Below are 19,618 nucleotides of genomic sequence, written 5' to 3'. Positions count from 1 at the left end.
TGTTTTGAGCTTTCTTTTGAAAATCCAGCCTGTATTCGCCGCTGTCGTGCTCGTCGCTCTCGTCGGCTGTGCCAACGACCCAGCGCCCACCGAACAACTCAAACTCACCGAACAGGCTGTCGCCCAGGCCATCGCGGTTGGCGCTACGGATGAAGAACCGGACCTGGTGACAGCGCAGACCAAGCTGACCCAGGCCCGGGTCGACATCGCGGACAAGTCCTACAAGGACGCGCGCATGCAGGCTGAGCAGGCCGAGCTGGACGCCCGTCTGGCGGAGGCCCGTGTGCTGACGCAGAAGAGTGAAGCACAGGTGGCCCAGGTCAACATCCGCCTCGAGCGTCTGCGCAAGCAGCTGGGGGCTGGCCAATGAATGCCGTTGCGCGAAGCCTCAGTCTCGGCCTTTTGCTGGCCAGTGCCGGTCTTGCTGGCTGTGCCGGCCACCAGAGCAGTGAACAGGCGTTGCAGGGCGCCGTTGCCGATTACCAGAAGGTCAAGGAAGACACCAACGTCCTGCGCAGCGCGCCGAAGGACGTGATCCGTGCCGGTGAATTGCTGGGCCGGGCCGAGCGCCTGTCGAGCTACATCGGCAGCGCTGACGACGTCAGTCATTACGCGTACCTGAGCAGCCGTTACAGCGCGATCGCCCGGGAGCACAGCAAGCTGTTGCTGAATCAGGAAAAGCTCGCGCGACTGGAGCTGGAACGTCAGCGCCTGCAGTTGGCCTTGCGTGAGGCCAAGCTGGCCGGCGCCCAGCAACAGGGCAAGTGGGCCGAAGATCAGGTGATCAGCCTGTCGACGCAGCAGAATGAGCGGGGGCTGGTGATGACCCTCGGCGACATGCTCTTCGATACCGGCCGCGCCGAACTGAAAAGCTCGGCTAACCGCACGGTACTTAAGGTCGTGCAGTTCCTGCAATTCAATCCCAAGCGCGTCGTGCGCATCGAGGGCTACACCGACAGCACCGGCGATAGTGAGGTAAACCTCGCGCTGTCGAAAGACCGGGCACAGGCCGTCGCTGACGTGCTGTCTGATCTGGGCATCGAGGAAGACCGCATTCAGGTCGAAGGTTATGGCGACCAGTACCCGGTGGACGCAAACACCTCTGAAAGCGGTCGTGCACAGAATCGCCGTGTCGAAATCGTCTTCTCGGACGACAAGGGGCATCTGAGCGCGCCTCGTTGAAGAGCAGCGGACGGTCACAATCCGAGTGATTCAAACACCGCGCCCTCTAGCCGGAACAGGAACTGTCACCGTACACTTCTGAACTGTTCCGGTGATCCTGCTCCTTTGGTCACCGCACGCATGATCAAAGCACGGGATCGAGGGACGCGAAATGACCAGTCTGTTGCTGTACCAACGCATCGCCCAACAGCTGGCCGAAGACATTCGCCGGGGCGTGTACCAGCCAGGCGAACGCGTGCCCTCCGTGCGCAAGATGAGCTCCCAGCTCAACGTCAGCCATGCCACCGTCCTCCAGGCCTACGCTAATCTCGAAGATCAGGGTCTGATCCGAGCCCGGCCGCAGTCCGGCTATTACGTGCACCAAACCCCGGCCCTCACGGCGGCGACCCCCGATATCGCGCGGGTTGAGCGTCCCGGCCTGGTCACCCGCGCCAGCATCATTCAGCAGGTGCTGGTCGAAGCGCGGCGTGAAGGGGTGTTCGCGTTTGGCGCTGCTGTCCCGCACATCGATTACTTGCCGCTGCGCGCGTTGCATCAGCAACTGGCCAAGGTCACCCGGTTTCAAAGCCCCCGCGCATTCAACTACATGTTCAGCCCAGGCTTCGAGCCGCTGCGTCGTCAGGTCGCGATTCGCATGCGTGACGCTGGCGTGGTGATCGACCCCTCGGAAGTGGTGATCACCCATGGCTGCGTCGATGCGCTGCAGATGTCGCTGCGGGTGCTGACCAGCCCCGGTGACCTGATCGCTGCAGAATCCCCAACCTATTACGGCCTGCTGCAACTGGCCGATCTGCTTGGCTTGAAAGTCATCGAAATCCCCAGCGACCCCAACACCGGGATCAGCCTGGAAGCGCTGCAACTGGCGGCCAATCAGTGGTCGATCAAGGCGCTGGTGATGACGTCGCGGCTGAGCAACCCGCTGGGCAGCACCATGCCGGAAGATCGGCAGAAACACCTGCTGCGCCTGGCCTCGGATTTCGACATCCAAATCATCGAGGACGACATCTACGGCGAGCTGATGTACGAGCAGAACAAGACCAAGGCGTTGAAGGCGTTCGACCGGCTGGGCCACGTCATCTACTGCTCCAGCTTCTCCAAGACCCTGTCGCCGGGCGTGCGGATCGGCTGGATGATCGCCGGGAAGTACCAGGCGGAAATCCAGCGCCTGCAAACCTTCAGCACCCATTCGGCGTGCAGCGTGACGCAGATGGCGGTGGCGTCCTACCTCGAAAACGGCGGGTATGACCGGCACTTGCGCTTTATCCGTCAGGAGCACCGCAAGAATCTGAGCGCCTTCCAGCTCGCCGTGCAGCAAATGTTCCCCGAAGGCACGCAGATCAGCCGGCCTGCGGGCGGGTTCATCCTGTGGATCAGCCTCCCGGGGCGGGTGAACACTCAGGAGTTGCACGTGCGCGCGCTGGAGCAGGGCATCAGCATCGCGCCGGGCCTGATCTTCAGTAATACCGAGCAGTTCAACCATTGCATTCGCCTGAATTGCGGGCTGCCGTGGAACCGTGAAGCGGAGAGGGCGTTGATGACGGTGGGCATGCTCGCCAAGCAGTTATGCCAGGACGCCGGGCAATCGTGGTGAACTCGTAGGGCCGCCAGCTTTCCATACTATCGAGGGAGGCTGACAGGGAACTTGTCAGCCGCCGTGCAACGGGCCAGCATATGGCCCCTGTCTTACTTACTGCCGTTCAGACTATGAAATCACTGCGTTGTTTAAGTGTGATGTTGTTGGTGTTGCTGAGCGCCTGTGATGCCGATAAAGCGCCCACCCCACCGGCGAAAGCTACCGCTTCTGCGCCTGCTGCGGGTGACGCTGCGCCGGCCGAAGCTGCAAAAGCAGCGAAGCCAGCGTCAGAGCCTGAGTCCGCGCCTGCGCTGGCGGACAAGCCTGCTGCGGATGCGACTGCGGTCCATTCGCTGGCGCCGAACATTCCTGCCGTGCCTGTAGTCGCGTCGGGTAAGGCGTCGGCTGAAGCGCCGCGGACGGTCACCGATGTCAAGGCTGCGGACGGTAAGTCCGCTGGTGCCAACGCCAAATCTGCCAAGGTTAAAGCGGATAACGCCGAAGTCGCGCGGCGTGCGCCGGTGGCCAGCAAGAGCAAATCGGCGTCTCAAGTGGTCAAGGAGACCCGCCTGAACAAGGTGCCCCTCGACCTGAGTCTCCCGCCCGAGATGGTTAAGCAACTGACCCCTCCGGCGAATGTGATCTCCTCGGCGTCAAAGTCCAAAGCCCAGTCAACTGGCGCCAAGCCGCTGCTGCCTAAAATGTTCCCGGATGCGGATGCGGACCCAGACTTCCAGATGCAAGGCCGTCTGCTGAGCAATGAAATGGATTTGCAGTTGCGTAATGAGGCACGCAAGGACGTGGAAGGCGCTGCCTTGGATTTCACCTTTAAAAAGTGATGAACGCACGGCGCGGTCGCAGGACCCGATTTTCAAACGTGTGTTTTAGCGCGTAAGATCCTGCCATCGTCCTCACTGCCACACAGGTTCTCTCCATGGAATGCCGTTCAGGCTGCGGCGCGTGCTGCATCGCGCCGTCCATCACATCACCGATCCCTGGAATGCCCAACGGCAAACCCGCCGGCATGCGCTGCCTGCACCTGTCGGTGAACATGCTCTGCGCAATCTTCGGGCAGCCGGGGAGGCCGGCGGTATGTGGCGAGTTTGCAGCGGAGCCCGAAGTGTGTGGCAGCGGTCCCGAGGATGCGATCCGGCTGATTGGCTGGTGGGAAAAGATGACATCGGTGGCGTGAATTGCGGCCGAGGCACGACTGAACTTCAACAATAAGGAACAACATATGAGTTCGCTGTACCGCATTGCTTTCGGATTGGGACTGACTGTATGGGTGGCGGCTTCGGCGCAGGCTGAGGAGTGGAAAGTCGCGAAGAACGAGGCAGGGATCAAGGTCTCACTCAGCGAATTCCCCGGGTCGCAGTACAAGGCCTATCAGGGCGTGACCACCATCAAGGCGAGCATCGGCAAGCTCCGTGCGTTGCAGGAAGACGTGGTCAGCGCCTGTGCCTGGATTCACGAATGCAAACTGCAGAAGATACTCAAGCATGAGGGCGACAAGACCTGGACCTATTCCCAGTTCAACACGCCCTGGCCGGTCACACCCCGGGATTCGGTGTTGAAGGTCACCACAGTGGAGGGCGCCGATGGCAGCATGACCCGTCAGCTGGAAGGCGACCCCAAGTACATCCCGGAAGAGAAGGGCTTTGTGCGGGTGGCGCAGGTCGAGGGGTTCTGGAAGTTCGTGCCCAAAGGCGAGAATCTGACCGAGGTCACCTATCAGGTGCACACCGAGCCGGGCGGCAGCGTGCCGTCGTGGCTGGCGAACAAGTTCGTGGTGGACGCGCCGTTCAATACGCTCAAGGCGCTCAAGGAGCGTGCAGAGAAGAACTGATCGGTTCGCCCGCAACACTCAAGCGACAAACGAAAAAGGCTGCCCGAGTGCAGCCTTTTTTGTGTCTTCGCGGGTGCTGCCGAGTTACTTGCGCTCGGCCAGCGGAACGATGTCCCGCGACACTTCGCCGGTGTACAGCTGGCGTGGACGGCCGATCTTGTAAGGGCTCGACAGCATTTCCTTCCAGTGGGAGATCCAGCCGACGGTTCGCGCCAGGGCGAAAATCACGGTGAACATACTGGTCGGGATGCCGATCGCCTTGAGGATGATGCCCGAGTAGAAGTCCACGTTCGGGTAAAGCGAGCGTTCGATGAAGTAAGGGTCGGTCAGGGCGATCTCTTCAAGACGCATGGCCAGTTCGAGCTGCGGGTCGTTGGTGATGCCCAGCTCGCGCAGGACTTCGTCGCAGGTCTGCTTCATCACGGTGGCGCGCGGGTCGCGGTTCTTGTAAACCCGGTGGCCAAAGCCCATCAGCTTGAACGGATCGTTCTTGTCCTTGGCCTTGGCGATGTAGGTGTCGATGTTGGACACATCGCCAATCTCATCGAGCATGGTCAGCACGGCTTCGTTGGCGCCGCCGTGGGCAGGGCCCCAGAGCGCGGCGATACCGGCTGCGATACAGGCAAACGGGTTGGCGCCCGACGAGCCTGCCATGCGCACGGTGGACGTCGAGGCGTTCTGTTCGTGGTCGGCGTGAAGGATGAAGATCCGGTCCATGGCCTTGGCCAGCGTCGGGCTGATCGGTTTGATCTCGCACGGCGTGTTGAACATCATGTGCAGGAAGTTTTCCGCGTAGCTGAGGTCGTTGCGCGGGTACATCATGGGTTGACCCATGGAGTACTTGTAAACCATTGCGGCCAGGGTCGGCATCTTGGCGACCAGTCGGATCGCGGAGATTTCCCGGTGCTGCGGATTATTGATGTCCAGGGAGTCGTGGTAGAACGCCGACAGGGCGCCAACCACACCGCACATGACGGCCATCGGGTGGGCGTCGCGGCGGAAACCGTTGAAGAAGGTCTTCAGTTGCTCGTGCACCATGGTGTGATTCTTCACGGTGACGACGAATTCGGCTTTTTGCTCGGCGGTTGGCAGCTCGCCGTTAAGCAACAGGTAGCAGGTTTCCAGGTAGTCCGATTGCTCGGCCAGCTGTTCGATCGGGTAGCCGCGATGCAGGAGAATGCCGTTGTCACCATCGATATAGGTGATCTTCGATTCGCATGAGGCGGTGGACATGAAGCCTGGGTCGAATGTGAAGCGTCCGGTGGCAGTCAGGCCGCGTACGTCGATAACATCGGGACCAACGGTGCCGGTCAGAATGGGCAGCTCGACGGGGGCTGCGCCCTCGATGATCAACTGCGCTTTTTTATCAGCCATGTGGCCTCCTAATTATGCTTCAAATCATCAGACAGACCCCCCACGCAGGGCCCGCATCACTATAGTGAGATAAATTCTAAAGTCAATTTGCCAAAAGTCTTGTAGCAGAGGGCTTTAAGCCATGGTTTTCGTCGAAATTACGGGCCATTTACGCCAATTATCGGGCTAAAGCAATCCACCCTTGGGACAGGGTCTGCGCGTTGTCATTAGCGGGCTAACTGTCTATACTCGGCGTCCGACCGCCAGGGGCTTTCAGGCCTGATTCAACGGGGTTGGTCACTTCCTGGGTAGTGGGTACCTGACCAGTACACTTCCCAACAACTTGCCCTGAGTGTTAGGGCTCTTCAGTGTGAAAAAAAGCCGTGAAAAGCCAACGACCTGTAAACCTAGACCTAAGGACCATCAAACTCCCTATCACTGCTTACACGTCCATCCTTCACCGTATTTCCGGTGTCATCCTCTTCGTCGGCATTGCCATCATGCTTTATGCATTGGACCTGTCGCTCGACTCCGAGGAAGGCTTCGCGTCGGTGAAAGCGGGACTGACCAGTCCGCTGGCCAAGTTCGTGATCTGGGCTCTTCTGTCCGCACTGCTTTATCACCTGGTGGCGGGCGTCCGTCATCTGATCATGGACACGGGCATCGGCGAGACGCTGGAAGGCGGCAAGCGGGGCTCTCAAATTGTTATCGCCGTGTCTGTGGTGGTGATCGTTCTGGCAGGAGTGTGGATATGGTAACCAACGTCACTAACCTTTCTCGTTCGGGCCTGTATGACTGGATGGCGCAACGCGTCTCCGCCGTCGTACTCGCGGCTTATTTCATTTTCCTGATCGGGTACCTGATCGCGCACCCTGGCCTTGATTTCGCCACGTGGCACGCGCTGTTCTCCCATAACGCAATGCGCATCTTCAGCCTGTTGGCCCTTGTTGCCCTGGCGGCTCACGCCTGGGTTGGCATGTGGACCATCGCGACCGATTACCTGACGCCGATGGCGCTGGGCAACTCCGCGACAGTGGTGCGTTTCCTTTTTCAGGCGGTGTGCGGCATTGCGATGTTCGCTTACTTCGTCTGGGGTGTGCAGATTCTTTGGGGTATCTGATTCATGGCTAACATTAATACGCTTTCATTCGACGCCATTATCATTGGCGGCGGCGGTGCGGGCATGCGTGCCGCATTGCAGCTGGCTCAGGGCGGCCACAAGACCGCTGTAGTCACCAAGGTTTTCCCGACTCGCTCCCACACCGTTTCCGCACAGGGTGGCATCACCTGCGCCATCGCTTCGGCTGATCCGAACGATGACTGGCGCTGGCACATGTACGATACCGTCAAGGGCTCCGACTACATCGGTGACCAGGACGCTATCGAATACATGTGTTCCGTGGGCCCGGAAGCCGTGTTCGAGCTCGAGCACATGGGTCTGCCGTTTTCCCGTACCGAGCAGGGCCGCATCTATCAGCGTCCGTTCGGCGGCCAGTCGAAAGACTTCGGCAAGGGCGGTCAGGCTGCACGTACCTGTGCTGCTGCCGACCGTACCGGTCACGCACTGCTGCACACCCTGTATCAGGCCAACCTGAAGGCCGGCACTGTATTCCTCAACGAGTACTACGCCGTTGACCTGGTGAAGAACCAGGACGGCGCGTTCGTCGGCATCATTGCCATCTGCATCGAAACCGGTGAAACCTCCTACATTCGCGCTGACGCGACTGTACTGGCCACTGGCGGTGCTGGCCGTATCTACTCCTCCACCACCAACGCCCTGATCAACACCGGCGACGGCGTGGGCATGGCGCTGCGTGCCGGTGTTCCGGTTCAGGACATCGAAATGTGGCAGTTCCACCCGACCGGCATCGCCGGCGCAGGTGTACTGGTCACAGAAGGCTGCCGTGGTGAAGGCGGTTACCTGATCAACAAGCATGGCGAGCGTTTCATGGAGCGTTACGCGCCAAACGCCAAGGACCTTGCCGGTCGTGACGTTGTGGCTCGCTCGATGGTTAAAGAGATCATCGCCGGCAACGGTTGCGGTCCCGACGGTGACCACGTGATGCTCAAACTCGATCACCTCGGTGAGGAAGTGCTGCACAGCCGTCTGCCAGGGATCATGGAACTGTCCAAGACCTTCGCACACGTCGATCCGGCCGTTGCGCCAATCCCTGTCGTGCCCACCTGCCACTACATGATGGGCGGCGTTGCCACCAACATTCATGGTCAGGCGATCACCCAGGACGCCGCTGGCGTCGACACCATCATCCCGGGCCTGTTCGCGGTGGGTGAAGTGGCATGCGTATCGGTTCACGGTGCCAACCGTCTGGGCGGCAACTCGCTGCTCGATCTGGTGGTGTTCGGCCGTGCTGCCGGTCTGCACCTGGAGCAGGCACTCAACGAAGGCGTCGACTACCGTCGCGCTTCCGAAACCGACATCGACGTTGCGCTGGCTCGCCTCAATGGCCTGAACTCGCGCACCGATGGCGAAGACGTCGCTACCCTGCGCAAAGAGCTGCAAAGCTGCATGCAGAACTACTTCGGTGTGTTCCGTACCGGCGAATACATGCAGAAGGGTATCGCCCAGCTGGCTGACCTGCGCACGCGCATCGCCAACGTCAAGATCAACGACAAGAGCCAGGCATTCAACACTGCCCGGATCGAAGCGCTGGAGCTGCAGAACCTGCTGGAAGTCGCTGAAGCAACGGCGATCGCCGCAGAGCATCGCAAGGAGTCCCGTGGCGCTCACGCCCGTGAAGACTTCGAAGATCGCGACGACGAGAACTGGCTGTGTCACACCCTGTACTTCCCGGGTGACAAGCGCGTAGCCAAGCGTGCCGTGAACTTCTTGCCAAAAACTGTTCCGACTTTTGAGCCTAAGATTCGGACTTATTAAGGGTGACCGCCATGTTGCAAGTCAGTGTTTATCGCTACAACCCTGATCAGGACGCCGCGCCGTTCATGCAGGATTTCCAGGTCGACACCGGTGGCAAAGACCTGATGGTCCTGGATGTACTGGCTCTGATCAAAGAGCAGGACGAAGGCTTCTCGTACCGTCGCTCGTGCCGCGAAGGCGTGTGCGGTTCCGACGGCATGAACATCAACGGCAAGAACGGCCTGGCCTGCATCACGCCGCTGTCGGCTGTGGTCAAGGGCAACAAGCTGGTGGTTCGCCCACTGCCTGGCCTGCCGGTCATCCGCGACCTCGCCGTCGACATGAGCATCTTCTACAAGCAGTACGAGAAGGTGAAGCCATTCCTGCAGAACGACACGCCGGCTCCGTCCATCGAGCGCCTGCAGAGCCCGGAAGAGCGGGAAAAACTCGACGGCCTGTACGAGTGCATCCTGTGCGCTTGCTGCTCGACGTCCTGCCCGTCGTTCTGGTGGAACCCCGACAAGTTCCTCGGGCCTGCCGCGATCCTGCAAGCCTATCGTTTCCTGGCTGACAGCCGCGACACCCGGACCCAAGAGCGTCTGGCGTCGATGGACGATCCGTTCAGTGTTTTCCGCTGCCGCGGCATCATGAACTGCGTCAACGTTTGCCCGAAAGGCCTGAACCCAACCAAGGCTATCGGTCACGTGCGCAACATGCTGCTCAAAAGCGGTGTCTGAGTTTGCCGCATCTGTAACACCGCAGCACCCGCTACTGCAGCACCCGTAAACGCTGCGGCGCAGGCTTCAACCGGCGCCGTAGTTTTAACCTGAGCAGTTGTCGCAGGGCTTCAGCTCTTATTTTGAAGAAATGAAACCAGCAGGGGCATCCGGGCTGGTACCCGGACTATCTGCGTGATCCCTAGTGACTTGAAGTCGCTGCACATGGACTTTTCAAGTTTGCGCTGGCATCGACGCCGATGGTGTCCCCTAATCGAGGGTGACCAAGCATGCAAGAAAGCGTGATGCAGCGCATGTGGAACAGCGCCCACCTTTCCGGTGGTAACGCTGCCTATGTGGAAGAGCTCTACGAGCTCTACCTGCACGACCCTAACGCTGTGCCAGAAGAGTGGCGCACCTATTTTCAGACGTTGCCGGCTGACGGCAGCACTGCCACCGATGTATCGCACTCTACGGTTCGCGATCATTTTGTGTTGCTGGGGAAAAACCAGCGCCGCGCTCAACCGGTCTCTGCCGGCAGCGTGAGCAGCGAGCATGAAAAGAAGCAAGTTGAAGTGCTGCGACTTATCCAGGCATTCCGTATGCGCGGCCATCAGGGTGCGCAACTCGATCCTCTGGGTCTGTGGAAGCGTACTGCGCCAGCTGACCTGTCGATCAACCATTACGGTTTGACCAACGCTGACCTCGATACCACATTCCGTGCCGGCGACCTGTTCATCGGCAAAGAAGAAGCGAGCCTACGCGAAATCGTCGAAGCGTTGCAGCAGACATATTGCCGCACCATCGGCGCCGAGTTCACGCACATCGTCGATTCCAACCAGCGCAACTGGTTCATGCAGCGCCTCGAAAGCGTGCGTGGCCGTCCTGCCTATTCCGCCGACATCAAGAGCCATCTGCTTGAGCGTGTGACGGCGGGCGAGGGTCTGGAGAAGTACCTGGGCACCAAATACCCGGGCACCAAGCGTTTCGGTCTGGAAGGCGGCGAAAGCCTGATTCCGATGCTCGACGAGCTGATTCAGCGCTCCGGTTCCTACGGCACCAAGGAAGTTGTCATCGGCATGGCCCACCGTGGCCGTCTCAACGTGCTGGTTAACACCTTCGGCAAGAACCCGCGCGACCTGTTCGACGAGTTCGAAGGCAAGAAGAAGGTCGAGCTGGGCTCCGGTGACGTCAAGTATCACCAGGGCTTCTCGTCCAACGTGATGACCACCGGCGGCGAAGTCCACCTGGCGATGGCGTTCAACCCGTCCCACCTGGAAATCGTTTCCCCTGTGGTTGAGGGTTCGGTGCGTGCCCGTCAGGACCGTCGCAACGACGCCACTGGCGAGAAAGTGCTGCCGATCTCGATTCACGGTGACGCGGCGTTCGCAGGTCAGGGTGTGGTGCTGGAAACCTTCCAGATGTCGCAGACCCGCGGCTTCAAGACCGGCGGCACGATCCACATCGTGATCAACAACCAGGTCGGCTTCACCATCAGCAAGCAGGAAGACTCGCGCTCCACCGAGTACGCGACCGACGTTGCCAAGATGATTCAGGCGCCGATCCTCCATGTGAATGGCGATGATCCGGAAGCCGTGTTGTTCGTGACCCAGCTGGCGATCGACTACCGCATGCAGTTCAAGCGTGACGTGGTCATCGATCTGGTCTGCTACCGTCGTCGCGGTCACAACGAAGCCGATGAGCCGAGTGGCACCCAGCCGCTGATGTACCAGCAGATCGCCAAACAGCGCACCACCCGTGAGCTGTATGCCGATGCACTGGCCACCGCCGGCATCCTCAACGCCGAAGCCGCTCAGGCCAAGGTCGACGAGTACCGCAACGCGCTGGACAACGGCATGCACGTTGTCAAAAGCCTGGTCAAAGAGCCGAACAAGGAATTGTTCGTTGACTGGCGTCCGTACCTGGGTCACGCGTGGACTGCACGTCACGACACCAGTTTCGACCTCAAGACCCTGCAGGAACTGTCGGCCAAGCTGATGGAAGTGCCGGAAGGTTTCGTGGTTCAGCGTCAGGTCCAGAAAATCTACGAAGACCGCCAGAAGATGCAAGTCGGTGGCCTTCCGATCAACTGGGGTTACGCCGAAACCATGGCCTACGCCACGCTGGCGTTTGAAGGGCATCAGGTTCGCATAACCGGGCAGGACGTTGGTCGCGGTACGTTCTCGCACCGCCACGCCGTGCTGCACAACCAGAAAGACGGCGCGACCTACGTGCCTCTGCAGAACCTGTATGCCGGTCAGCCTCGCTTTGACCTGTACGACTCTTTCCTGTCGGAAGAAGCCGTGCTGGCGTTCGAATACGGTTACTCGACCACTCAGCCCAATGCGCTGGTGATCTGGGAAGCCCAGTTCGGTGACTTTGCCAACGGTGCACAGGTCGTGATCGACCAGTTCATCACCAGCGGCGAGCACAAATGGGGCCGTCTGTGCGGCCTGACCATGCTGTTGCCCCATGGCTACGAAGGGCAGGGCCCGGAGCACTCATCGGCACGTCTTGAGCGTTACCTGCAATTGTGCGCCGAGCACAACATCCAGGTCTGCGTACCGACCACCCCGGCTCAGATCTACCATCTGCTGCGCCGTCAGGTGATCCGTCCGCTGCGCAAGCCGCTGATCGTGTTGACGCCGAAGTCGTTGCTGCGCCACAAGCTGGCCGTGTCGACACTGGAAGATCTGGCCCATGGATCGTTCCAGACGGTCATCCCGGAAATCGACACCCTCGATGCCGCGAAAGTGACGCGTCTGGTGCTGTGCAGCGGCAAGGTCTACTACGACCTGCTGGAAAAGCGCCGTGCCGAAGGCCGCGAAGACATCGCCATCGTGCGTCTCGAGCAGCTCTATCCGTTCCCGGAAGACGACCTGATGGACGCTATCGCGTCGTATACCAATCTGACCAACGTGGTCTGGTGTCAGGAAGAACCGATGAACCAGGGCGCCTGGTACAGCAGTCAGCACCACTTGCGCCGCAGCATCGGCAATCACAACCGCAACCTCGTTCTCGAGTATGCCGGCCGTGATGCCTCCGCTGCCCCTGCTTGTGGATACGCTTCGATGCACGCCGAACAGCAGGAAAAACTGCTGAAAGACGCGTTCTCCGTTTAACGCCTTCGCGCACTAGAAACCGAATTAAAGGAATTACAGATAATGGCTATTGAGATCAAAGCCCCCTCTTTCCCGGAATCCGTTGCCGACGGCACCGTTGCCACCTGGCACAAAAAACCGGGCGACGCCGTCAAGCGTGATGACCTGATCGTCGATATCGAAACCGACAAGGTCGTGCTGGAAGTATTGGCCGAAGCTGACGGTGTACTGGGCGCAATCGTTGCCGAAGAGGGCGCTACTGTCCTGTCGAACCAGCTACTGGGATCGATCGAAGAGGGCGGTGCTGCCGCTGCCCCAGCCGCTGCCGCTCCAGCCGCTGCTGCATCGGCTCCGGCTGCTGCGCCTGCCCAGGCTGCTGCTGCACCTGCCGCCGCTTCCGGTGACGAAGACGCCATCGGCGCTCCGGCCGCCCGCAAGCTGGCCGAAGAAAACGGCATCAACCTGTCCAGCGTCAAAGGCACAGGCAAAGACGGCCGCGTGACCAAGGAAGACGTTGTTGCTGCCATCGAAGCGAAGAAATCCGCTCCGGCCGCTGCACCTGCCGCCAAGCCTGCTGCCGCTGCCGCCGCGCCTGTGGCTGCCGTTGGCGACCGCACCGAGAAGCGCGTGCCGATGACCCGTCTGCGCGCCAAGGTGGCAGAGCGTCTGGTTGAAGCTCAGTCGAACATGGCGATGCTGACCACCTTCAACGAAGTCGACATGACCGAAGTCATGGCCCTGCGTTCGAAGTACAAGGACCTGTTCGAGAAGTCCCATAACGGCGTACGCCTGGGCTTCATGTCGTTCTTCGTCAAGGCCGCGACCGAAGCGCTGAAACGCTACCCGGCCGTCAACGCCTCGATCGACGGCACTGACATCGTTTATCACGGTTATGCCGACGTCGGCGTTGCCGTGTCGAGCGATCGCGGTCTGGTGGTTCCGGTGCTGCGCAACGCCGAGCAGATGAGCCTGGCTGAAATCGAAGGCGGTATCGCCACCTTCGGCAAGAAAGCCCGTGACGGCAAACTGTCCATCGACGAGATGACTGGCGGTACCTTCACCATCACCAACGGTGGTACTTTCGGTTCGATGATGTCGACCCCTATCGTCAATCCGCCGCAAGCGGCGATTCTGGGCATGCACAACATTCTGCAGCGTCCTATGGCGATCAACGGCCAGGTCGTCATCCGTCCGATGATGTATCTGGCGCTGTCCTACGATCACCGCCTGATCGACGGTAAAGAAGCCGTGACCTTCCTGGTGACCATCAAGAACCTGCTGGAAGACCCGGCGCGTCTGTTGCTGGACATCTGATTCAAGGACAGCTGCAAGCCGCAAGCGTCAAGCTGCAAGTTACAGCAGCCTGGCGCCGACGCTTGGGTCGTCGCAACATCCTAATGAACAGGCTGCAACTCGTCTGTAAAGCATCACGGATCAGCTTGCAGCTTGTGGCTTAAAGCTCGCAGCTAAAGAGGAACTCTTTTCTATGTCCCAGAAATTCGACGTGGTAGTGATTGGCGCTGGCCCTGGCGGCTATGTGGCCGCTATCAAGGCCGCGCAACTCGGTCTCACGACTGCCTGCATCGAGAAGTACCAGGATAAAGAGGGCAAGCTGGCCCTCGGCGGTACCTGTCTGAACGTGGGCTGCATCCCCTCCAAGGCGCTGTTGGACAGCTCCTGGAAATTCTACGAAGCCAAGAATCAGTTCGGTGTTCACGGTATCTCGCTCAGCGACCTGAAGATGGACATTGCTGCCATGATTGGTCGCAAGGCACAGATCGTCAAAGGCCTGACCGGCGGCGTTGCCAGCCTGTTCAAGGCCAACGGCGTCACTTCCCTGCAGGGCCACGGCAAACTGCTGGCCGGCAAGAAAGTCGAGCTGACCAAGCCTGACGGCACCACCGAAGTCATCGAAGCCGAAAACATCATTCTGGCGTCCGGTTCGCGTCCAATCGACATTCCGCCGGCTCCGGTCAATCAGGTCACCATCGTCGATTCGACAGGCGCCCTGGAATTCCCGGCAGTGCCTGAGCGCCTGTGCGTCATCGGCGCCGGTGTCATCGGTCTGGAACTGGGTTCGGTCTGGGCTCGCCTGGGTGCCAAAGTGACGGTTCTCGAAGCGCTGGAGAAATTCCTGCCTGCCGCCGACGAAGCCGTTGCCAAGGAAGCGCAGAAGACCTTCAACAAGCAGGGTCTGGACATCAAGCTGGGCGCTCGCGTCACCGGTTCCAAGGTCAATGGCGATGAAGTTGTCGTGACCTACACCGACAAGGACGGCGAGCAGAACATCACGTTCGACCGCGTGATCGTGGCCGTTGGCCGTCGCCCGGTGACCACCGAGCTGCTGGCTGCCGACAGCGGCGTCGACATCGACGAGCGCGGCTTCATCTTCGTCAATGAGCAGTGCGAGACCAGCGTTCCTGGCGTGTACGCCATCGGTGACGTGGTTCGTGGTCTGATGCTGGCGCACAAAGCGTCCGAAGAAGGCATCATGGTCGTCGAGCGCATCAAGGGTCACAAGACCCAGATGAACTACGACCTGATCCCGTCGGTTATCTATACCCACCCGGAAATCGCGTGGGTTGGCAAGACCGAGCAGACGCTCAAGGCCGAAGGCGTGGAAGTCAACGTCGGTCAGTTCCCGTTCGCGGCGAGCGGCCGTGCAATGGCAGCGAATGACACCGGCGGTTTCGTCAAGGTCATCGCTGATGCCAAGACCGACCGTGTACTGGGTGTGCACGTCATTGGTCCTGGCGCTGCAGAGCTGGTACAGCAGGGCGCGATCGGTATGGAGTTCGGCACCAGTGCCGAAGACATCGGCATGATGGTCTTCTCCCACCCGACGCTGTCCGAAGCGCTGCACGAAGCGGCACTGGCAGTGAATGGCGGCGCCATCCACATCCAGAACAAGAAAAAACGCTGAAAATAACCACGACGATCCGCCCGTCGCAGGCCCTGCTCGCAGGGCTTACCGCGGAAGGATCGTTGGACTCGAACTCCCGGCAGCACAGGCAGGCTTCACGCCTGATCTGCGTTCTCCGGGAGAAGCGGTCACAGGTGGTGCGGCACGCTTTGACGAGCAGCACCGAATGCGCAGTACCTAACGAAGACGGTAATAAGCATGAATCTTCACGAGTATCAGGGTAAGCAGCTGTTTGCTGAATACGGCCTGCCAGTATCCAAGGGCTATGCAGTAGACACCCCGGAAGCAGCAGCAGAAGCGTGCGACAAGATCGGCGGAACCGAGTGGGTCGTCAAAGCCCAGGTTCACGCAGGCGGTCGCGGTAAAGCGGGCGGCGTCAAGCTGGTTCGCAGCAAGGAAGACGCCGCTGCGTTCGCTCAACAGTGGTTGGGCAAGCGTCTGGTCACTTACCAGACTGATGCCAACGGTCAGCCGGTCACCAAGATCCTGGTTGAATCGTGCACTGACATCGCCAAAGAGCTGTACCTGGGCGCTGTAGTCGATCGTTCGAGCCGCCGTATCGTGTTCATGGCGTCCACCGAAGGTGGCGTGGACATCGAGAAAATCGCTCACGACACGCCTGAGAAGATTCTCAAAGCGACCATCGATCCACTGGTTGGCGCTCAGCCATTCCAGGGTCGCGATCTGGCCTTCCAGCTGGGTCTGGAAGGCAAGCAGGTCACTCAGTTCGCCAAGATCTTCACCGGTCTGGCCAAGCTGTTCCAGGACCACGACCTGGCCCTGCTGGAAGTGAACCCGCTGGTGATCAAGGCTGACGGCGATCTGCATTGCCTCGACGCCAAGATCAACATCGACGCCAACGCCATGTACCGTCAGCTAAAGCTGAAGGCTTTCCACGACCCGTCGCAAGACGACCCACGTGAAGCCCACGCTGCCAAGTTCGAACTGAACTACGTGGCACTGGAAGGCAACATCGGCTGCATGGTCAACGGTGCCGGTCTGGCCATGGGTACCATGGACATCGTCAACCTGCACGGCGGCAAGCCAGCCAACTTCCTCGACGTAGGCGGCGGCGCAACCAAAGAACGCGTTACCGAAGCGTTCAAGATCATCCTGTCCGACACCAACGTCGCTGCAGTACTGGTCAACATCTTCGGCGGCATCGTCCGTTGCGACATGATTGCCGAAGGCATCATTGGCGCGGTGAAAGAAGTCGGCGTGAAAATCCCGGTTGTTGTTCGCCTTGAAGGCAACAACGCTGAGCTGGGCGCTAAAGTACTGGCAGAAAGCGGCTTGAACATCATCGCAGCTACCAGCCTGACCGACGCTGCTCAACAAGTCGTCAAAGCTGCGGAGGGCAAATAATGAGCGTCCTGATCAATAAAGACACCAAGGTTATCTGCCAGGGCTTCACCGGCTCCCAGGGTACCTTCCACTCCGAGCAAGCCATTGCCTACGGCACCAAAATGGTTGGCGGCGTGACCCCAGGCAAGGGCGGCACCACGCACCTGAACCTGCCAGTGTTCAACACGGTGTCCGAAGCAGTAGAAAAAACCGGCGCAACCGCTTCGGTCATCTACGTTCCGGCTCCGTTCTGCAAGGATTCCATCCTTGAAGCAGCGTTCGGCGGCATCAAGCTGATCGTTTGCATCACCGAAGGCATCCCGACCATCGACATGCTCGAAGCCAAGGTCAAGTGCGACGAACTGGGTGTGGTCCTGATCGGCCCTAACTGCCCAGGCGTTATCACCCCGGGCGAGTGCAAGATCGGCATCATGCCGGGTCACATTCACTTGCCAGGCAAAGTCGGTATCGTGTCGCGTTCCGGCACCCTGACTTACGAAGCTGTGAAGCAGACCACTGACGCCGGTTTCGGTCAGTCGACGTGCGTCGGCATCGGTGGTGATCCGATCCCGGGTTCGAACTTCATCGACATCCTGAAGCTGTTCCAGGAAGACCCGAAGACCGAAGCGATCGTCATGATCGGCGAGATCGGCGGTTCGGCTGAAGAAGAAGCGGCTGCCTACATCAAGGCACACGTGACCAAGCCAGTCGTTTCCTACATCGCGGGTGTGACTGCTCCTCCGGGCAAGCGCATGGGCCATGCGGGCGCGATCATCTCCGGCGGCAAAGGCACTGCAGACGAGAAATTCGCTGCGCTGCAAGACGCAGGCGTGAAAACCGTGCGTTCGCTGGCAGACATCGGCAAAGCCCTGGCTGAGCTGACCGGTTGGGAAGTGAAGAAGGCTTAATCGCCCTCGTCTCACTGCCTGATCAACAAAAGCCACCTTCGGGTGGCTTTTGCGTTTCTGGCGTTTCGATTTGCGCCGGCGGGAAGGCCCTGATCCTGTAAGACATTTCTGATATGCGACACGAACGTGCGTTCAGCGGTCGCACCGCCCTGTATCGGTGCGCCAAATAGGGTAGGCTAGCCGCCGTTTTGTGCAGTCGGCTCCCACAAGGAGCGGCGGCGCGCTCAGGGTCTGTCTTAAAAGGGCGGGCAGCATTTCCCCCACCCTCAGGGAAATCCTCTTCTTAATTCCGATTCAGCAGTGTGGTTTCCTCAATGAAAGTGTTGAAAGGCCAGGACATTCTGGCACTGGGTTTCATGACGTTTGCGCTGTTCGTGGGCGCTGGCAATATCATCTTCCCCCCGATCGTAGGCCTCCAGGCCGGCCCCAATGTATGGATGGCCGCGTTGGGCTTTCTGGTCACGGCGGTCGGCCTTCCGGTGGTCACCGTGATCGCGCTCGCCAAGGTCGGCGGCGCCATGGACGCCTTGAGCAGTCCAATCGGCAAGGTCGCCGGAACCATCCTCGCCGCCGTCTGCTACCTGTCCGTGGGTCCATTGTTCGCCACGCCGCGCACGGCGACGGTGTCGTTTGAGGTCGGCCTGGCGCCCTTAACCGGTGAAAGTCCGCTCGCGCTGTTTCTCTACAGCCTGGTTTATTTCGTGCTGGTGTTCTGGATCTCGCTTTATCCGGGTCGTCTGCTCGACACCGTCGGCCGTTTCCTGGCGCCACTGAAAATCATTGCTTTGGCCATCCTCGGCATCGCCGCGTTTGTCCTGCCGGCGGGTGACGTCGGTATTGCCGAACCTGCCTACGTCGCCGCGCCGTTCTCCCAAGGCTTCATCAACGGCTACCTGACCATGGACACCTTGGGCGCGCTGGTTTTCGGCATCGTCATCGTCAACGCGATTCGCTCCCGCGGTGTCGAGTCGCCTCGGTTGATCACCCGCTACGCCATCATCGCCGGCCTGATCGCCGGTGTGGGACTGGCACTGGTGTACATCAGCCTGTTCCGTCTGGGTTCCGACAGCCACGCCATCGCTGCCGGGGCAACCAATGGCGCCGCTGTGTTGCATGCCTACGTCCAACACACCTTCGGCACGTTGGGCAGCAGCTTCCTTGCCGTGCTGATCTCGCTGGCGTGTCTGGTGACCGCCGTCGGCCTGACCTGCGCCTGCGCCGAATACTTCAGCCGCGTGCTGCCCCTGTCTTACAAGACGCTAGTGATTCTGCTGGCAGTGTTTTCCCTGCTGGTGTCCAACCTGGGCCTGACCAAGCTGATCCAGTTCTCGATTCCGGTGCTGACCGCGATCTACCCGCCGTGCATTGCACTGGTGGCGTTGAGCTTCTGCAAGGATTTCTGGCACGAGCAGGGGCGGATCGTGGCGCCGGTCATGCTGGTGGCGTTCCTGATCGGTGCGGTGGATGCGGTGAAGGGCTCTGCGCTGGGTGTGTACCTGCCGGATGCGCTGGCTCATCTGCCCTTGAGCGAGCAAGGCCTGGCATGGCTGATCCCGTCGCTGATCACGCTGTTCGTCGCGTTCGTCGTGGACCGCATGCTCGGCAAGCGCAGCGAGGCACTGGCCTGAGGGGGGGAGGTTGGCGCGCCGTGAAAGCGATGCGCCGATCACTCTGAAGCAGAGCTGATCATTTGATAGACAAAACAAAGCCCGCTTAATGCGTAATGCTGTTCACTTAAGCATTTGAACCACAGCCGGGGTTCTTAGAAAATCCGATGCCAGATACCTGGCATCGGAT

Annotated in this window: 17 protein-coding genes; 16 read left to right on the top strand and 1 reads right to left on the bottom strand. The window is 60.0% G+C overall.

Going from position 1 to position 19,618, the window contains the following annotated elements:
- Positions 1-16 precede the first annotated feature (16 nt).
- The 6 genes from IFT99_RS18175 to IFT99_RS18150 all read left to right on the top strand — a co-directional run bounded on the left by IFT99_RS18175 (position 17) and on the right by IFT99_RS18150 (position 4,601).
- Positions 17-370 carry a DUF4398 domain-containing protein gene (locus tag IFT99_RS18175; RefSeq protein WP_192134316.1) on the top strand — a complete coding sequence of 118 codons (354 nt, stop codon included), beginning with the start codon at positions 17-19 and terminating at the stop codon, positions 368-370.
- Positions 367-1,182, top strand: coding sequence for an OmpA family protein (locus IFT99_RS18170; RefSeq protein ID WP_192134086.1), 816 nt, complete (start codon positions 367-369; stop codon positions 1,180-1,182). The genes IFT99_RS18175 and IFT99_RS18170 overlap by 4 nt, the downstream gene beginning before the upstream one ends.
- A gap of 151 nt (positions 1,183-1,333) precedes the next feature.
- Positions 1,334-2,773 carry an aminotransferase-like domain-containing protein gene (locus tag IFT99_RS18165; protein WP_192134084.1) on the top strand — a complete coding sequence of 480 codons (1,440 nt, stop codon included), beginning with the start codon at positions 1,334-1,336 and terminating at the stop codon, positions 2,771-2,773.
- A 140-nt stretch (positions 2,774-2,913) separates the two neighbouring features.
- Entirely contained in the window at positions 2,914-3,594 is a 681-nt protein-coding gene (locus tag IFT99_RS18160; protein ID WP_192134082.1) for a translation initiation factor 2, read from the top strand.
- 95 nt (positions 3,595-3,689) lie between these two features.
- The gene (locus IFT99_RS18155; RefSeq protein WP_192134080.1) at positions 3,690-3,947 is read left to right on the top strand and encodes a YkgJ family cysteine cluster protein; all 258 of its coding nucleotides are present in this window, start codon (positions 3,690-3,692) and stop codon (positions 3,945-3,947) included.
- A gap of 45 nt (positions 3,948-3,992) precedes the next feature.
- Positions 3,993-4,601, top strand: a complete 609-nt coding sequence (locus tag IFT99_RS18150) for an START domain-containing protein (protein ID WP_192134078.1) — start codon at positions 3,993-3,995, stop codon at positions 4,599-4,601.
- Between the two features lie 84 nt (positions 4,602-4,685).
- Here IFT99_RS18150 and gltA read toward each other — a convergent pair whose 3' ends face one another.
- Positions 4,686-5,975 (bottom strand): citrate synthase, encoded by a 1,290-nt coding sequence (gene gltA / locus IFT99_RS18145; protein WP_037009384.1) that lies wholly within the window; start codon positions 5,973-5,975, stop codon positions 4,686-4,688.
- 362 nt (positions 5,976-6,337) lie between these two features.
- Here gltA and sdhC point away from each other — a divergent pair, with 362 nt between their 5' ends.
- From sdhC to brnQ, 10 genes are all read left to right on the top strand, one after another.
- Positions 6,338-6,712 (top strand): succinate dehydrogenase, cytochrome b556 subunit, encoded by a 375-nt coding sequence (gene sdhC, locus IFT99_RS18140; RefSeq protein ID WP_065986291.1) that lies wholly within the window; start codon positions 6,338-6,340, stop codon positions 6,710-6,712.
- Positions 6,706-7,074, top strand: a complete 369-nt coding sequence (gene sdhD, locus IFT99_RS18135) for a succinate dehydrogenase, hydrophobic membrane anchor protein (protein WP_065986292.1) — start codon at positions 6,706-6,708, stop codon at positions 7,072-7,074. Before sdhC ends, sdhD begins: the two co-directional genes overlap by 7 nt.
- 3 nt (positions 7,075-7,077) lie before the next feature.
- The gene (sdhA, locus tag IFT99_RS18130; protein WP_192134076.1) at positions 7,078-8,850 is read left to right on the top strand and encodes a succinate dehydrogenase flavoprotein subunit; all 1,773 of its coding nucleotides are present in this window, start codon (positions 7,078-7,080) and stop codon (positions 8,848-8,850) included.
- Between the two features lie 11 nt (positions 8,851-8,861).
- A complete protein-coding gene (locus tag IFT99_RS18125) occupies positions 8,862-9,566 on the top strand; it encodes a succinate dehydrogenase iron-sulfur subunit (RefSeq protein WP_065986294.1) in 705 nt (234 codons plus the stop codon).
- A gap of 269 nt (positions 9,567-9,835) precedes the next feature.
- Complete coding sequence (locus IFT99_RS18120; RefSeq protein WP_065986295.1) at positions 9,836-12,667, top strand: 2-oxoglutarate dehydrogenase E1 component; 2,832 nt, start codon at positions 9,836-9,838, stop codon at positions 12,665-12,667.
- Positions 12,668-12,709: 42 nt separating this feature from the next.
- Positions 12,710-13,960: a 2-oxoglutarate dehydrogenase complex dihydrolipoyllysine-residue succinyltransferase gene (odhB, locus tag IFT99_RS18115; RefSeq protein ID WP_065986296.1), complete on the top strand. Its 1,251-nt coding sequence runs from the start codon at positions 12,710-12,712 to the stop codon at positions 13,958-13,960.
- Between the two features lie 172 nt (positions 13,961-14,132).
- A complete protein-coding gene (gene lpdA, locus IFT99_RS18110) occupies positions 14,133-15,569 on the top strand; it encodes a dihydrolipoyl dehydrogenase (protein WP_065986297.1) in 1,437 nt (478 codons plus the stop codon).
- 198 nt (positions 15,570-15,767) lie between these two features.
- Complete coding sequence (sucC, locus tag IFT99_RS18105) at positions 15,768-16,934, top strand: ADP-forming succinate--CoA ligase subunit beta (RefSeq protein ID WP_192134074.1); 1,167 nt, start codon at positions 15,768-15,770, stop codon at positions 16,932-16,934.
- Complete coding sequence (gene sucD, locus IFT99_RS18100) at positions 16,934-17,821, top strand: succinate--CoA ligase subunit alpha (RefSeq protein WP_037009399.1); 888 nt, start codon at positions 16,934-16,936, stop codon at positions 17,819-17,821. Before sucC ends, sucD begins: the two co-directional genes overlap by 1 nt.
- 314 nt (positions 17,822-18,135) lie before the next feature.
- On the top strand, positions 18,136-19,449 hold the full coding sequence (gene brnQ, locus IFT99_RS18095; RefSeq protein WP_065986298.1) for a branched-chain amino acid transport system II carrier protein: 1,314 nt from the start codon (positions 18,136-18,138) through the stop codon (positions 19,447-19,449).
- Positions 19,450-19,618: the final 169 nt, after the last annotated feature.

This window comes from Pseudomonas sp. CFBP 8772, assembly GCF_014841665.1.
GTDB lineage: Bacteria > Pseudomonadota > Gammaproteobacteria > Pseudomonadales > Pseudomonadaceae > Aquipseudomonas > Aquipseudomonas graminis_B.
The sequence above is the reverse complement of the archived record's forward strand: the minus strand, read 5'-3'. Positions and strand labels throughout refer to the sequence as shown.